This window comes from Shewanella sp. SP1S2-4 (assembly GCF_031932075.1).
GTDB classification, from domain to species: domain Bacteria; phylum Pseudomonadota; class Gammaproteobacteria; order Enterobacterales; family Shewanellaceae; genus Shewanella; species Shewanella baltica.
In genome coordinates, this window is record NZ_JAUOET010000005.1 from 102,736 (window position 1) to 119,247 (window position 16,512).

General features: G+C 46.0%; 12 protein-coding genes. 5 read left to right on the forward strand and 7 right to left on the reverse strand.

The window, feature by feature from the left end; all coding sequences use genetic code 11:
- Window position 1: 1 nt before the first annotated feature.
- Window positions 2–292 carry a PepSY domain-containing protein gene (locus Q4Q52_RS07530; RefSeq protein ID WP_012588852.1) on the reverse strand — a complete coding sequence of 97 codons (291 nt, stop codon included), beginning with the start codon at window positions 290–292 and terminating at the stop codon, window positions 2–4.
- 358 nt (window positions 293–650) lie between these two features.
- Between Q4Q52_RS07530 and Q4Q52_RS07535 the strand changes: the two genes are divergently transcribed.
- Window positions 651–1,607: a choice-of-anchor H family protein gene (locus Q4Q52_RS07535; RefSeq protein WP_311990246.1), complete on the forward strand. Its 957-nt coding sequence runs from the start codon at window positions 651–653 to the stop codon at window positions 1,605–1,607.
- Between the two features lie 80 nt (window positions 1,608–1,687).
- Complete coding sequence (locus Q4Q52_RS07540) at window positions 1,688–2,161, forward strand: peroxiredoxin (RefSeq protein ID WP_113940228.1); 474 nt, start codon at window positions 1,688–1,690, stop codon at window positions 2,159–2,161.
- A gap of 71 nt (window positions 2,162–2,232) precedes the next feature.
- Here the strand turns inward: Q4Q52_RS07540 and Q4Q52_RS07545 are convergent, their stop codons facing one another.
- The 3 genes from Q4Q52_RS07545 to Q4Q52_RS07555 form a co-directional block, all read right to left on the reverse strand.
- Window positions 2,233–2,622 carry a NirD/YgiW/YdeI family stress tolerance protein gene (locus Q4Q52_RS07545; RefSeq protein ID WP_311990247.1) on the reverse strand — a complete coding sequence of 130 codons (390 nt, stop codon included), beginning with the start codon at window positions 2,620–2,622 and terminating at the stop codon, window positions 2,233–2,235.
- Window positions 2,623–2,776: 154 nt separating this feature from the next.
- A complete protein-coding gene (locus tag Q4Q52_RS07550; RefSeq protein WP_311990248.1) occupies window positions 2,777–4,042 on the reverse strand; it encodes a HAMP domain-containing sensor histidine kinase in 1,266 nt (421 codons plus the stop codon).
- Window positions 4,014–4,682, reverse strand: coding sequence for a response regulator transcription factor (locus tag Q4Q52_RS07555; RefSeq protein WP_131525518.1), 669 nt, complete (start codon window positions 4,680–4,682; stop codon window positions 4,014–4,016). The genes Q4Q52_RS07550 and Q4Q52_RS07555 overlap by 29 nt, the downstream gene beginning before the upstream one ends.
- Window positions 4,683–4,768: 86 nt before the next feature.
- Between Q4Q52_RS07555 and Q4Q52_RS07560 the strand changes: the two genes are divergently transcribed.
- Window positions 4,769–6,061: a DUF5666 domain-containing protein gene (locus tag Q4Q52_RS07560; protein WP_311990249.1), complete on the forward strand. Its 1,293-nt coding sequence runs from the start codon at window positions 4,769–4,771 to the stop codon at window positions 6,059–6,061.
- A gap of 37 nt (window positions 6,062–6,098) precedes the next feature.
- On the opposite strand, the gene Q4Q52_RS07565 is transcribed toward Q4Q52_RS07560, so the two are convergent.
- From Q4Q52_RS07565 to ompR, 3 genes are all read right to left on the reverse strand, one after another.
- A complete protein-coding gene (locus Q4Q52_RS07565) occupies window positions 6,099–8,069 on the reverse strand; it encodes a methyl-accepting chemotaxis protein (protein WP_311990250.1) in 1,971 nt (656 codons plus the stop codon).
- Window positions 8,070–8,198: 129 nt separating this feature from the next.
- Window positions 8,199–9,515, reverse strand: a complete 1,317-nt coding sequence (gene envZ / locus Q4Q52_RS07570; protein WP_311990251.1) for a two-component system sensor histidine kinase EnvZ — start codon at window positions 9,513–9,515, stop codon at window positions 8,199–8,201.
- Window positions 9,516–9,557: 42 nt separating this feature from the next.
- Window positions 9,558–10,283 (reverse strand): two-component system response regulator OmpR, encoded by a 726-nt coding sequence (ompR, locus tag Q4Q52_RS07575; protein ID WP_006079507.1) that lies wholly within the window; start codon window positions 10,281–10,283, stop codon window positions 9,558–9,560.
- Between the two features lie 358 nt (window positions 10,284–10,641).
- Here ompR and Q4Q52_RS07580 point away from each other — a divergent pair, with 358 nt between their 5' ends.
- Both Q4Q52_RS07580 and Q4Q52_RS07585 read left to right on the forward strand, forming a co-directional pair.
- Window positions 10,642–15,531 (forward strand): PAS domain S-box protein, encoded by a 4,890-nt coding sequence (locus Q4Q52_RS07580; RefSeq protein ID WP_311990253.1) that lies wholly within the window; start codon window positions 10,642–10,644, stop codon window positions 15,529–15,531.
- On the forward strand, window positions 15,531–16,463 hold the full coding sequence (locus tag Q4Q52_RS07585; RefSeq protein WP_311990255.1) for a diguanylate cyclase: 933 nt from the start codon (window positions 15,531–15,533) through the stop codon (window positions 16,461–16,463). Before Q4Q52_RS07580 ends, Q4Q52_RS07585 begins: the two co-directional genes overlap by 1 nt.
- The last annotated feature ends 49 nt before the right edge of the window (window positions 16,464–16,512 follow it).

Below are 16,512 nucleotides of genomic sequence, written 5' to 3' on the forward strand. Positions count from 1 at the left end.
GTTAGTTCCTCGACACTCGGCCAGTTGCGGCATCCACTGAGACTGAAAACACTTGGCCGTCATTATTGAGGAGCTTAACCCGATACCCTGAGCCGCTGGATTGCACGCTCAGAACCTTGCCTTGGTATTGGCGCTGCACCATAGCCACAGCTTGATCTGGGCTATTGACCGCCAGACGGCGCTGCTCATTCTTCGCACCTTGGTTGCGATCATTCTGTCTATCATTGCCTGCCATGCTGCCAAAGGAGGCCAATAAGCAAGCGATTAGGGCCAATGTCAAACCAAGTTTCATATCTGGTACCCGCAATGTTCGGCGATCTTAAGTTAATGGGTGAGATGGATAACTTATCGAGTCGACTAAGAATACCTCATCACCTTAACAAACACATAGAGATCAGCCAATTGGTTGGCACAATTCCATCAAAATTAACTTTGGTAGTCATTTTGTTATTCGTGACAGAACTGAAGCTCTGTCAGCGAGTCTATTCCTATGCTCGCATTCAATATGCCCTAGTGTCGACTAATCCAGATGAACTAAGGCTGAACGTATTGTCGCGCTAAGAACACTAAATGTTGATGTTCAGCTTATGTTCACCTTCATTGCACTTTAATGGCTCCAATTTGAACGGGTTATCCATGGGGTATTCAAGATGAACACACTCAATAAACAAGGTATGGCAGCCACAGTTAACTGTCGGGTTAACACCCATTTCGTTAAAGCGACGGCCATTGCTGCGCTGTTTTTAGCATCTTCTGCTGTTAACGCTCAGCCCCGCGAACTGGAGTCATCGCAAAGCTTAACGCCATTTACTGCGGCCAGTGTCGGCATTGCCAAAAAAGCTGAAAACAGCGAGCAAGCAGCCGAGCAGGAACAGCAAGCTTTAGCCCTGTTACAACAAGCTGCGCCCGCAAAAAATGTCACTGAAGCCGCTGCTGCAGCCGTTAAATCCTTGGCGCCCGCGTTATCCTCTAAAGCGCCGACGGCAAACCGCGTGCAACTAATGGGCGCATCGCCGATGACGCGTGAGCAAGTGACTGCGAAACATGCGAGCCAAGGCATGCCGAGTTCGAGCACGACCAGTGAAGATCCCTATCGCGCCCCTGTGTATCACAGCTTTTCGATTTTTGATGCCAGCAGTCGTTTGTTCGAAGACTTTGACTACGATGGGTTTTATCAAACCTTTAGCGTGACCTTCGACGTCGATGTTAACGGCGCGTATCTTAATGAAAGAGCTGACTTATTTGCCGAGCTGTATCTCAGTCGTAATGGCGGCCCTTGGGTGCATTATTACACCACGGACGTGTTTACTATTTATGGCGATTCAACACAGGACGACTATGAAGTGCTGACCACGCTCTACACGGGTTATGCGACGGACCACTACGATGTGTTGATTGATGTGTATGAAGTGGGTTACAGCGATATTGTCGCGACCATCAGTGCCGATGAAACTGATGGTTTGTATGCGTTGCCACTGGAAAGTAGCGATCGAGACCGAGAGCCTGAAGTCATCGTCGTCGAAGAAAGTGGCGGTAGCTTATCGGTATTGGGTCTGTTATTCCTCGGTTTGTGTGCAGGGCTGAGGATGAATCGTACTCGCGGCTAATCACCCTTTTTTCTCTCTGTGTTTATCTCAGGTAAATAGGGCTAGTATGGTCAGGTTAATTTAACTAAATGGAGATAAATATGATTGCTCAAGGTCAAACATTACCAGCAGCTACATTAGGCCAACTAACGAAAGATGGCATGGTGAATCACCAAGTTACTGAACTGTTCGCTGGTAAAAAAGTGGTATTGTTTGCTGTACCCGGTGCGTTTACTCCGACCTGTTCTGAAGCGCATTTACCTGGCTATGTCGTATTAGCTGATCAATTTAAAGCGAAAGGCGTGGATTTGATTGCCTGTGTTGCTGTGAACGATGCCTTCGTGATGAAAGCGTGGGGCGAAGCGCAAAATGCCTCTGAATTGATGATGCTAGCCGATGGCGATGCCAGTTTTACTAAAGCGTTAGGCTTAGAAATGGACACTGCTGGTTTTGGTGGCGTGCGTTCACAACGTTACGCCATGATCATAGATAACGGCGTAGTGACTCTGCTGAATGTTGAAGAGCCAAAGGCTTTTGAAGCCAGTAAAGCTGAAGTTGTTTTGGCTGCTATCTAAGCGTATTTAAGACATGAAGTTTGGATGTGACCAAAGCCAGCCATTCATTGGCTGGCTTTAACTAAATCAATTTATTGTACGATTTGAATGTTGTCTGCATCTATGGTCACTTCAGACCAATCTTTATCCACTTCACCACGAATAATGACCTGAGTCTCAGGTGTTACTGTGTTGCCGCGCCATAAATCATCATCAATTTCGACCTTAATATCACCCGTAGCGTCACGGAAAATATAATCATCGTGTCCAATGAAAGAAATGATATGGCCCGTTAACTCAATTTGGGCGTCATCACTGGCATTGAGCGCGCTCACCACATCATGAATCACTTGTCTTACGCTCGGCCCTTGGAAGCCACCCTGTATTTGAGGTTCACCCGTTGTAGGTTGAAAGCCTGCTTGGCTGGCTATAGTCGTGAATGAAAGTGCCATTGCGAAAACGGTAAGAGTCATTTTATTCATCTGTTTGTCCTTTCTATGGTTTTATGTAACTCAGCCTCAATGGCTATTACAGTGTTGCGAGCATAGTGCCAAGACAAGCGTGAAGCGGTTGTGAAGATTGGTTTTGCAACTCAGAATTTGCTAAAACGAGGTCATTTATCCAAGCTAACTTCAGTTAATGGGCATTATCTATAAACTGAACATAAGCCTGATAGCTAGCACCATCGTTTTGGGTTGAAAATGCCCAGCCCATTCGCTCGCAAATACGTTCAATAATAATTAATCCGCAGCCATAGCCTGATGTATCAGTACTTTGAGTGCTTAGTGGATTCAGTATCCATAATTGGTTGCTTTGCATCGTAATTTCAATGTTTCCGGCACTGTAATTGAAAGCATTTTTAATTAAATTACCTATCACTATGTCAATAAAGCTCAGTGGCGCCTTGATGCTCAAGCAATCTTTAAGCGTTAAGCTGTAGGTGATTTCTTGCTTGGCAAAGTGCTGCGCCATTTCAGCTAAAATGTGTTCAAGGCGTGGTGCTAAATCAATTTGGCTGTAGTGCTGGGATTCAATGTCTTCTTTTCCGAGAAGTAAAAAGGCCTCGGTGAGCGTTTTCATTTGATGCCCTGCGTAATCAATACGTGTAATGGCTTTTTTGACCATTAATTGTTGAGCCTCGGTTGTCGCATTGGGGATTTTTTTGAGCAATTCTACCGAACCTTGGATCACCATAATGGGCGTGCGTAGCTCATGGGAGGCAAAACGGCTAAATTCTTGTTCCCGAGTGAAGTAGGCGGCAATTTTAGCTTTGTTGCTTAATAGGGTTTGCTCAATCTGGCGGGTTTCACGGTATGAAGTACTCGGTGTTGATGTCGGTCTTTTTGGTGATAGTTGATTGATTTTATTTTCAATCTCAGCAAGTGGACTGGATAGCAGACGTACAAAATACAATCCATACGCCATGATAAACAGGAGCAAACCGATCCCCATAATAGAGATCAAAATGTGCATTCTATCTTCATAGCTATCAAGGAAATCGTCCGCGTCATCCTTATAAACCACATACAACAGCCCTTGCCCAGAAGGATGAGCGGATATTAAAAAGTGTTTATCTTCACCACCCAGCTGATGTTCGTAAAACCCTGCATTTTCATAATGTTGCAGCCAGGCTGGTACAAATTCTTTGCTCCAATATGTTTTCAATTCATTGATATCGGGGAGCTGTGCTTTATCACCAAACCTTTGATAATTCTTTAGATATTCGCGAGTCTCTGTGGCCAGCGTTTGTTCGAGGCTAATCTTCTCAATTTGTTCTTCGGCGATATATATGAGGCTCCAAAAAATGGCAAACATCAAGCTAGTTAATACTAAAAAAGTGAGGCGGATTTTTTTATATAAACTCGGAAAATGCTCAGGGGATAAGTCGGTAACCTTGGCCATGGATAGTCTCTAATTTTGAGTCTGAAAAACCTTTATCGAGTGCACTGCGTAAGCTGTATATGTGGCTGCGAAGTGAATCACTCGAAGGAGCATCATCTCCCCATACTGTATCTACCAATTGCTCTTTACTCACGATAGCGGGCGCATGTTTTAGTAACAGTGAAAGAATGGTGCGCTGAATTTTACTGAGCTTAATTTCTTTACCAGCACGGGTAACTTGATGGGTTTGCAAATTTAAACTGATATCACTGAAGCGCAAAATACCCACATCTAAACGTGGGCCACGATTATGCAGTGAATGTAGTCGTAAGCATAATTCTTCCATCGCGAAAGGTTTATTTAAAAAATCATCCCCACCTGATGTAAAAGAATCAATTTTATCCTGCAAACTATCTTTGGCGGTTAAAAATATAATCGGTGTATTACAATAAATTTCTTCACGCAGTTTTTTAACCGTATTAATACCGTCTAATTTGGGCATCATAATATCCATTATGATGACATCGTAATGGTTTTGTTGAATTAAATTGATTGCACTTTCCCCGTGATATGCACAGTCGGCAATAATACCTTCTAGGGTTAAATAATCCATGATTGTTTCAATAACATCATGATTATCATCAACAATTAATACTTTCATAGGTTAATTCATTTCTTCACATTTGCTTGACGATCTTCATACTAAGATGCCCAGCACTGATTTAACAAGACATAATAGGGAAGAAAATGAATAAACTCTTAGTCTGTATTACGGCCATTTTGCTGGCAGGTTGCGGTGGTAATGATTCATCAACAGATACCTCTAAACCCGATCCTATCGTTCCACAACCTACGTTACCCGCAAAAATTAACGGTACAGTAACAAATATTGCTTCTGACAATAATTCGATTACGGTCAACGGATATAACGTAAATATCGCTAATGCTAAGATTCACTATGGTCAACAGCCGTTAGAGGTAAATGCCATTCAAATGGGGATGAGGGTCAAAATTGATAATGAAGGCCAACAGGCTAAAAATGTCATATTAGATCCAAGCCTCGTGGGTGAAGTCAGTTCCGTTAATCAAAATACTATTGCCGTTAATGGGATTAATTTAGTCGTTAAACCAGCGGACGCTACCCAGTATAAAGTAGGCGATTGGGTGGCGGTAAATGGTTACCCAACGGTAATGGGAGAATGGCAGGTTAATTCTATAAACCTTATCCCCAATTTTGCGTTTGCTGAAATAGAGGGACGTGTCTCTGGATTAAACAAGGCCACGCAACAATTCAATATCGGTTCGGCAGTGATTAATTATGCCAACGCACGTTTAGAAGGCAGCTTACAGGAAGGCGCATGGGTCGAAGTGGAAGGCCAGCAAAGTGGTGCTTCATTTTTGGCCTCTGAAGTCGAGGTGGAAGATACGGCGTCTTTTAACGATATGGAGCTAGAAGGGACTATTACTTGGGTCAACCAAGATAAAACGCAGTTTGAGCTTAATGCCCGTACTCGACTCTATGTCACTACAAATACTCAATTTGAAGATGGCAAGCAAGCTAACTTGGTTGAAGGCAAGCTAGTCGATGTAGATATTCAATCTATGCCGCAGGGTTTATGGGCCAGAGAAGTTGAATTTGAAACATCACATGATAATGGTGGAATACCTCCAACCTTAGGTAAAAAGTTCGAGCTAGAAGGTCTGGCGACACTGACTACCAATAATCAGCTACAAATTAATGGATTTACATTTGATATTGATGCCAGAACTCAATTCGATGACGGTTTAACCTTAGCGACACTTGACCAAAAATGGATTCAAATAGAAGGTGTTGAACTCGCAGACAACCAGTGGTTAGTGAAAGAAGTTGATCTTGAAGTGCGAAGCAATGAACTTGATTTGTCGGGTTTAGTGATGCAAAAGACCTTGTGGGGCTATCAAGCGACTGATGCTTCATTAACGCCATTTGAAGGCAAATGGGTTGATGTCGAATGTCAGTTCGATGGCTCTAATATCCATAATTGCCGAATCGACGATTAAACACAAATAGAGAAATTAAGTGAATAAACGTGCGGTTTTAGGCCGCACGGTTTATTTGGCTTTGCCCAATCCCCAAGCTGGTTTCAATATCTTCTACACTCTGCTGTACTTCTTGGGCGATGACTTCACTCTGTTGTGAACTGGTTTGCGCCTGTTCTTTTAAACTATCCATAGTGCGCACAAATTGATCGAGATAATCGACTTGCTCCTTGGCATTGAGCGAGCCTTGTTTGGCGGTATTGGCCATGTCGCTCGCTTGATTTTGCACCGTTTGCGCCACTTGCCATAGGCTTTGAGCGCGCAGTTTTTGGCTGCTGGTGGCCTCTGCTATGCCATCGACACTCTCGCTGAGGGCATGATTCGATTGGGTCAGTTGCTGCAGAATCTTCACGATTTCATTTAAAGACACTTGGGTGCGCTGACTTAAATTTCGCACTTCATCGGCCACCACGGCAAAGCCGCGACCTTGCTCTCCGGCCCGCGCAGCTTCAATGGCGGCATTGAGGGCGAGTAAGTTAGTTTGTTCGGCGATATTGCCAATTACATCAATGATTTTCGACACATCCGTCACTGAGTTATTCAGGCTTTCAAGGGAAGCATGGCAAAGGCCAACGGCGGTTTGCGTCTGCTCAGTTGCGCTCAGCACTGCCTCTGCTTCGGTTTGGCTCGACTGCATTTGGCGCATGGTTTCGGCGGCGCTGTCTTCCACGAGTGCCGAAGTGTGGCTCACCTCATTGGCGAGGCTGCGGATATGTTCGGTCTGTGTTTGCGTATCGGCCACAATCGTCTGAGTGTGCTCTGTGTGCTGCGATAGCTGAGTAATGCGCGCAACCAGTTGGCTTAATGATTGAGAAACCTTAGTGATTTGTTGGCGCTGTGCCTCGTCTTCCTGTTCAAACCTTTGCAGCAACTGGTTGAAATGACCTGCGATTTGGCCCGTCTCGCAGCGCCGATTAATGTCTAAACGCTCGCGGCTGTTTGATTCGCTTAATTTCATAAAGGCTTGGTTGAGACGTTTTAACGGTTTGACGACGCGGTTTTGCTGCAGGATTAAATAACCAATCGAAAACAAGGCCATGATGGAAACCATAGTGTAGAGGATCAGTTGTAGCTCATATTTCAGCTGTTGATTCTTTGCTGCTTGAGCCTCACCTAAGCCAATAAGCTGTTGTTCCACATTGCTAATCGCTTGAATGAGTTGATCTTGCATCTCTTGGTTGGCTTGCAGCAATTGGTGGGTATTAGCGACTTCTTTATTGTATCGATTGGCGAGACTCAGCAGTTCACTACGGTCACTTTCGCCGACTTCAACCTGTTCCGGTTCGCTGGCACCGAGGGCAAATTCATCGGCTTCTTGCTGCTCATATACACCGATTAACGGCAGTGCGCTGAGTGCGTCGTGCCACGTATTGAGCTCTTTGCTGGTGCTGTCTAAAATGCCCTTGAGTTGCTGATTTTTGCCGATCAGATAGCCATCGGTCAGCTGGGAAAGTTGATAGACGATGGAAGGTAAATCGCGGCTCAATTGCAGATACTGTTCGGCGACCGCCGCATTTGTGGCTAAGCCTTTATCGGCATAACTGCCCAAACGACGGTTATAGTCGAGCATTTCAGATTCGGCGTGGGCCAGCAGTTGTCGCGGGTTGCCAGCGAGTTTACCCGCTGCGCGGTACTTGGTATCTAAATCTTGAATGAAGCTGCTGAGACTTGCTTGCAAGTCATTATCGGTAGCGCCCATGGTGGCGAGATTAAGCTCTGTGAGCTGGTTCTTAATGGCGCTGAGTTTAGTTTTCGCTTGTTCAAGTTGGCTAGAGTTGCCGCTGGCGAGATAGCCGTCGAGATCGCGGCGTACGCCGACGAGGAAGTCTTCTTGTATGCTTTGCAGTGTGAGTGTTTGTTGTTCTATATTTTGTCGCTGATCACTACTCCACAGCACTACGGCCGCTAATAATCCCGCGAGCAATAACAACAGGGCAGAAGCTGAGAGCGACAGCGTTGAAATTTTCATTTTGCAATCTTCATAATTGTCAGAGCCAGTTAACTGTTCTGAGTTTATGAATTTAGCGTGACACTAATATGACAAGCGCCAACATGAATGTCAGCGTTGTCATTTGATTTGCCGATATGTGATCTCGCGTTATTCCAGCGGCAGCCACACTTGGGCCCTTAAACCGCCTTCGGCGCGGTTGGAGAGGGTGACTTGCCCTTGGTGTCTATCGATAATCCGTTTGATGATGGCGAGGCCTAGGCCTGAACCGACACTGCCACGGGCGATATCACCTTGGGTAAAGGGTTGAAATAGTTTGGTAATTTGTGACTCGTCGATTCCTGGGCCATTATCTTCAACACTAAAACCGATACGTTTGCCATCGAACTGCGAGCTAATGCGGATCCAGCCAGAACCATAGCGAAAAGCATTTTCGACTAAGTTACTCAGTACCCGCTTTATGGCAATCGCTTGGAATTGAGCTTCTGGGCAGTCAGTTAACACCACTTCAATTTCGCCGGCGCGATTGGCCTCTGCTTGAGCGACATCTTGAATGAGTTTATTGATTTGGCCTAGCTCACGGCTGGTTTCCTGATCTTGGCGAATATACGCAATAAACTGGCTGATGATGGCGTCCATATCTTCGATATCGTAGACTATGCCATCTTTAAGATATTGATCTTCTTCAACCATCATCTCAGAAGCGAGCCGAATACGGGTGAGCGGCGTGCGCAAGTCGTGGGAAATCCCCGCCATCAATAGCGCTCTGTCCTGCTCCAGTTGTTTCATGCTGTGCGCCATCTGGTTGAAGGCGTTAGTCACTTCGACAATTTCACTCGAACCATTCAGCGGCAAGGGCTCGGGGAATTCACCGCGGGAAACGGCAATCGCGGCTTTTTGTAGTCGTCTAAGTGGGCGGTTTTGTTGGCGGGCAAACCACCAACCCCCAGCGACGCTGAGGGCACCAATGACCATTAAATAGAGGGTGAGCGGCGAAAGGTCTGAAACATTTTGGCCAATTAGCGGCACTTTTATCCAAATCGAGGGCGCCTGTGGCGGACGGATCCAAATCTGCAATACGCTGCCGTGGGTGACACGCACTTCGGCGTCGCCGCCGAGATATTCCGACATCTGCGCCGACCAGAAACCATAGTAAGTCGCTTGCTCAATACCGGCTTCGCGCGCTTGCTGTTGATTGTAGATCTTCATGCCATCGTCGTGGACTTTGGCATTGAGGGCGTCGACTATGGTTAAGTGCTCACGGCCAATATCTATGCCATCGACAAACAGTAATTTGACTTGGCGAGCAATTAACTGATTGATTTGTTGGTAGCTTGGCTTAAGCACATAGACGGCAACCGTGACGTAAGACACCAGCTGATTGATCAGTAATAGACAACCAATCAGCATCACGGTTTGGCTAAACGCGCTGCGAGGCACAAACCGCCACCAAAACTTAGGTTTCATCGTGGGCTCAATAACCGCAGCAGATTAAGATGGCAACGCGGCTCATCGACGCGCGGCGCCATCGGGCACAAACACATATCCTAATCCCCACACAGTTTGAATGTAACGCGGATTTGCAGGATCTTTCTCGATTAAGCGGCGCAGACGTGACACTTGCACGTCGATGGAGCGTTCTAGCGCAGAATAATCGCGGCCACGGGCGAGGTTCATCAACTTATCCCGCGACAAGGGCTCGCGTGGATGGGTGACAAGCACTTTAAGCACGGCAAACTCACCGCTGGTGAGTGCAATCGATTCGTCGCCGTGGTACATCTCACGGGTGGCTAAATCTAGCGAAAACTCACCGAAGCTGATTTGTGCTTCTTGCTGGGCGGGCGCACCGGGCACATCTTGGGTTTGGCGACGCATCACTGCTTTGATCCGTGCGAGTAATTCCCGTGGATTGAAAGGTTTTGGCAGATAATCGTCGGCGCCTAACTCTAGGCCAATAATACGATCGACTTCATCGCCCTTGGCCGTCAGCATCACGATAGGAATAGGATTACCTTGCTGGCGCAAACGGCGACAGATAGACAGGCCATCTTCACCGGGCAACATCAAGTCGAGCACGAGTAGATGGAAGTTTTCACGTTCTAATAGGCGGTCCATCTGCTCGGCATTGGCTGCGCTGCGCACCTGATAACCTTGCTCCATCAGGTAACGCTCGAGTAACGCTCGCAGGCGCATATCATCATCGACGACGAGGATTTTCGAGGTTTCTTGTCCCATGGGATGTCCTTTAATTGCTCAGATTGGTGCTTATTCTACTGACGAGAAACAGTTAAGATTAACCAACTGGCTGAAATTGAAAACGAATCTGCCTAATATAGCCGCATTCAACCTAGGCGACTAGCTCACCTTAGTGGCTTGAATGCGATAAATGCTGACATTTATTGCCCAATGTTAATACTAAGCAAATGAAATTGCATGGGAATACTCGCGTTTATTCACGCCAAGGGTGAAATTGTAACTAAATGGGCATCAGCAACTTTTGGCGCATTTATCCTTTGTTGCCACTCGCTGAGTGGCAAAAGGATTTTTATTAGTCCAAAATCATAACTCTCTGATTATAAAATATTAGGCGTTTATGCACTTGTCCATGAGTTATAAAAATGCTTCGAAATGGGGCTTATTAGTCCTGTTGATTGGATTGGCGCTAAGCGCGTTATTAACAGGGTTGACGGGGCGCATGAACGCCCAAACGATTGAGCAAGCCTTGCGCGAAAACGCGGAGCAAATCAGTGAGAACGTGATTAACCGTATTACCTTATATCAATATGGTTTACGCGGGGCACGCGGCACGATAGTCACTGCGGGTGAGCATGATATTAGTCGTGCTAGCTTCCATCGTTATAGTTTAACGCGGGATGTGGACCATGAGTTTCCCGGCGCCCGTGGATTTGGCTTTATTCGTCGAGTACCCAGTGCCGATGAAGCGGCATTTATAGTAAGAGTTCGTCAAGATGATTGGCCTGATTTTAATATTCGCCAACTTAACGCTCATGATGGTGAAAGATACGTTATTGAATATATTGAGCCAGTAGACCGCAATAAAGCTGCCGTTGGCTTAGATATTGCCTCAGAGGCACATCGTAAAGCCGCTGCCGATGCGGCGATGTTATCCGGTGAAGTGCGTTTATCTGCACCCATCACATTAGTGCAGGCTACGGGCAGGCCGCTACAATCATTCTTAATTCTGCAGCCTATTTATCGCACGGGTTTAGTACCTAAAACACAACAGGAAAGACTTTCAGCTGGGTATGGTTGGAGTTATGCACCCTTAGTGACGAATGAAGTACTGACTGGGTTAGCGCTAAATCAAAAGATGACTAAGCTGCTCCTTAGCGATATCACCCAAGCTGAGCACCCCATCAGTTTTTTTGAAACACACCCTGATGATGCGTCTCCACTATCTGCATATCGCCATAAAATGACGAAAGACATTTTTGGGCGTCAATGGCAGATAGAAGTCATCGCTTATCCATCATTTATTAAGTCACTGCGTCTTAATCAGCCCAGTTTAGTGCTGTTGAGTGGCAGTTTGTTTAGCCTGCTTTTAGCTGCGTTAATTGCCATGTGGTCTATTAGTTTGCAGCGTAAGAAACAAGTACAACTTGAGCAGGCAAGGCGCGCTAACATGCTGGAGCATTCCCTCGATGGCATTATCAGTTATGACACTAAAGGCCAAATTACCAGTTGGAACCGAGGTGCGGAGCAGTTATTTGGTTATACCGAGGCGCACGCTCTTGGCCAGTCGTGTTGTAAATTGATTATTCCTGCCAGCATAGTGCAGCAAGAAAGAGCATTATTCGCCGAAGTGTTAGCGGGGAAAACCTTATTAAATCGGATATCTAGCCATCAACGACAAGATGGTAGCCATTTATCAACCTCGACAACAGCCATGCCTATTTACGACGAACACGGCAACATAGTAGGTATGAGTCAAACGATCCGCGATATTACGGCGCAGCAGGAAGCTGAGCGATATATATTGAGCTTAAATGCGAGTCTCGAACGGCAAGTAGCCAAGCGTACCCATGCGCTGCAGCAGGCGTTACTCGAAAACCAAACCTTGCTCGACACTATTAATCAACAGCTACTCTATTCCGTTACTGACCCCAATGGCGTCATCTTAGAGGTGAATGATAATTTTTGCCGTATTAGTGGCTATGCGCGTGAGCAACTGGTGGGGAAAACCCATGCAATACTCAAGTCAGGTGAACATGATGCATCTTTCTGGCGAGCTATGTGGCAACAGATAAACGTGGGACAGTCTTGGCACGGTGAAATCTGCAATCGTGATAAGCACCAAACGTTGAAATGGTTCGATACTGTGATTGGTCCAGTATTTGATGAATACGGTAAAATTGAACGTTTTGTGGCATTAAGGATTGATATTACCGACCGTAAGTTGACACAGATTGAGAAAAATAACTTAGGGTCATTACTGACTAACGTGCTCGATGCCGCCTCTGAAATGTCCATCATAGCCACTGATGTACAAGGGAATATCACCATTTTTAACCGTGGAGCAGAGCGCTTACTCGGTTATTCAGCCGAGGAAATGATAGGTCAATCTACCCCTGCGCCTCTGCATTTGCCAGAGGAGGTAATGGTCAGGTCTGCGGAGCTCTCCGCTGAATATGGTCACGACATTCAAGGCTTTGATGTTTTCATCTATAAGGCAAGAGCCGAAGGTTCGGAAACCCGCAATTGGACCTATGTGCGTAAAGACGGTAGCCAGTTTCAAGTGTCACTTTCTGTCACTGCGATGCGGGACAGTGTTGGCGAGATTATTGGTTATTTAGGCATTGGCGTCGATATTTCACTGATGTTACTGCAGCAACAAGCACTGATGACGGCCAGTAACCATTTAAGTAAGGCCGCCGAAGTGGCTCAGTTAGGTATCTGGACTTGGAATCTGCTCGGTAATTCGCTTGAATGGAATGAACGTATGTTTGCGATTTACGATCAGCCTGAAAGTCTTCGTGAACAAGGATTAACCTATGAGCACTGGTCGATGCGGGTCCATCCTGACGATATTGCTTTTGCTGATGCTAAATTGAAAGGCGCTGTTGAAGGAACGGCGAAATATGACCCTATTTTTAGGGTGGTAAGGACAGATGGCTCGATTCGCTTCGTTCAGGCAGCCGCCCAAGTAGAGCGCGATAAACAGGGTCATGCGATTAGAGTGATTGGGATTAATTTAGATATCACTGAACAGCAACAATTGGAAGAAAGCTTGCGAGAAGCTAAGCAGGAGGCCGATGCGGCGAGTGCGGCTAAGTCTGCATTTTTAGCCAATATGAGCCATGAAATTCGCACCCCAATGAATGCCGTATTAGGCATGCTGCAATTAATTCAATACACCTCTTTGTCTAAGCAGCAGCAAGATTATGTTAATAAAACTCAAACGGCCGCTAAGTCCTTATTAGGACTGCTGAACGACATTCTCGACTTTTCTAAAATTGATGCTGGCAAGTTAGTACTCGATCTTCATCCCTGTTCGATTGAATTGCTGATGCGGGATCTTGCCGTTGTACTGTCGGGTAACCATGGTGATAAAGATGTCGAGGTGATGTTTGATCTCGACACGGCTTTGCCTCCTTGGCTGTTAGCAGATCAACTTAGATTGCAACAGATCCTCGTTAACCTCGCAGGTAATGCCCTTAAATTCACTCACCACGGTCAAGTGATTGTCGGCATTGAATGTTTACGACATGAGGCAGATACAGTCACAGTGCAAATTTCAATTACCGATACGGGTATTGGTATCAGTGACGAGCAGATTGAGCGGATTTTTACCGGATTTGAACAGGCAGAATCCTCAACATCACGCCGTTTTGGGGGCACAGGGCTCGGGCTAGCAATAAGCAAAAGGCTGATCGGCCTTATGGGCAGTGAGTTACATGTGACCAGCAAGGTGGGTGTTGGAAGCCGTTTCTGGTTTGATGTGACGTTTCCTATCATACAAGTCGAAGAAACTCGGCACGCAGACCTTAGCGGATACCGAGTGTTAGTGGTTGATGATAATGAATTGACGGTAGAAATTTTAGAGAAAATTTTGACCGGATTTGGGTGTGAGGTTGAAACTGCCTTAGGCGGATATGCTGCTCTAGAGAAGGCTAAACAATCCCATGAAAAATCGGCACCGTTTGATGTGGTGTTGATGGATTGGCGTATGCCAGACCTTGATGGGTTGCAAACCGCCGAAATGCTGCGTAACTCAGACGCGAATAACCAGACTCCGCTGGTGGTAATGTTAACGGCTTACGGTCATGAAGTGATTGCCGAGAGTCAGCAGATTAGACATGTCCCTTTCGTTAATTTCCTCACTAAACCTGTGACATCGCAGATCTTGGCAGAAGCTGTGTTAAATGCCATCGAAGGTAAGACAATGGAGGCGCACCCTCAGCCGCGTTCACAACGATTTTTAGCAGGGCTAACCATATTAGTGGTGGAAGATAATCAACTCAATCGACAAGTTATCGATGAGCTATTGAGTTATGAGGGCGCGAATGTCGTATTGGCAGAAGGCGGCATGGAAGGTGTTTCCTTGGTGCTCGAGAGTGGTGACTTATTCGATATTGTCATCATGGACATGCAAATGCCCGATATGGATGGATTGGAGGCGACTCGACGTATCCGCGCAGATGGACGTTTTGCAGCATTACCGATACTTGCGATGACAGCTAATGCTTCACAGTCCGATAGGCAAGAGTGTCTCAATGCGGGTATGAATGACCATGTTGGCAAACCCATCGATATGCCACTATTACTACCGAGTATTTTGCGCTTAGTTGGCCGTGAGGATATGACCTCTGCTGAATTTGAAGGGCACTGGCCTGAAGCGACGCAGGATCAGAGTGATGAGCAATTACTCGATGATATTCGCCTGATCCTGCGTCGTTTTGGGGGGAATCAGTCTTTCTTCCAAAAAATGGCCAAAAGTTTTGCGCCTGAAATGATGAAGCAACTCGCGCTCTTTAAGCTGTCGACTAAGATATTTGATCACTCAACAGCGGCGGCGATTAGCCATGGTATTAAAGGCATTGCCAGTAATTTTGGTGCTCGGCGTTTAGCTGCGCATGCGGCTTACTTAGAGAAACAGTTTAAGCAAGAATGCCCTGAACTGATAGATATTAAGCGCTGGACGGATACGTTAGAGGAACTCATTAATCAGAGTAGTCAGCAGCTTTCAACCTACTTTGAGGTGGAAGAATTTAATGCAGTTATTAGCGATAATGTAGAAAAAGCCGTGTATTCTTCGGTATCGGTGCAAAGTGTTAAGACGGACCTTAATACCCTAATGAACCTATTAAAAGAGAACAATTTAGAGGCTATGGCCTTAACTGACCAGTTAGCTGAATTGCTGTCAGGCCATCCACAATGGTCCATATTGCATGGGCAAGTGCAAGCGCTCGATTTTAATCAGGCATTAGATACGCTACGGATTATCATGTTGGAGGAGGCGTAATGCATCTTGCAGAATTAATTGCTCGGCCCCAAAGTGAGAAAGGTAAGATCCTCATCGTTGATGATCAGCCGCTCAATATCAAAATATTGCATCAACTCTTCAATGAAGAGTATGAGTTGTTTATGGCGACTAATGGTGAGCAGGCGATAGGCATATGCCAGAAGGTACAGCCAGATTTAGTGCTGTTAGACATTGAAATGCCTGGTATGTCGGGTTTTGACGTTTGCCAACATATTAAAGCCGATCCTGAAACCGCGACTATTGGGGTTATTTTTGTCACGGCTCATTTTGATGAAGTGCAAGAAGTTAAAGGTTTTCAGCTTGGAGCAGTCGATTTTATCCATAAACCTATCAATCCAATTATCACCACTGCGCGGGTAAAAAATCAGTTTACCCTCAAGCGACAATCCGATCTGTTGCACTCTATCGCGCTGCTTGACAGTTTAACGGGTGTCGCCAATCGACGTCAGTTTGAGCAGCGACTTCCTGAAATATGGAAACATTGCTGCCGCAACGAGTTAGCCTTATCTGTGGTGATGCTAGATGTGGATTTTTTTAAACGTTTTAATGATCGTTATGGTCATCAGGAAGGTGACCAATGCTTGCGGCATGTTGCAAAAGCCATAAGCGATTCTCTGCTGCGCGCGACTGACTTTGTTGCACGTTATGGCGGGGAGGAGTTTATTTGTATTCTGCCAGAAACCAAGCTTGCCGGTGCCATTCATACGGCACAGAAGATAGTAAATGCAGTACAAGCTTTACATCTTGAGCATCTCGAGTCGAGCTTCCAAGAAGTGACGATTAGTGCGGGTGTTGCGAGCGTGCTGCCCAAAAGTGATTTGACTTGGCAAACGCTGATCGAAACAGCGGACCAGCAATTGTACTTGGCGAAAGAGAATGGACGTAACCAAGTAGTAGGTCTAGGGCTTTAGCCTGTGAGTTTGTATGTGATTTTTAGCGTGCATTTTGTGAAATTGCCGC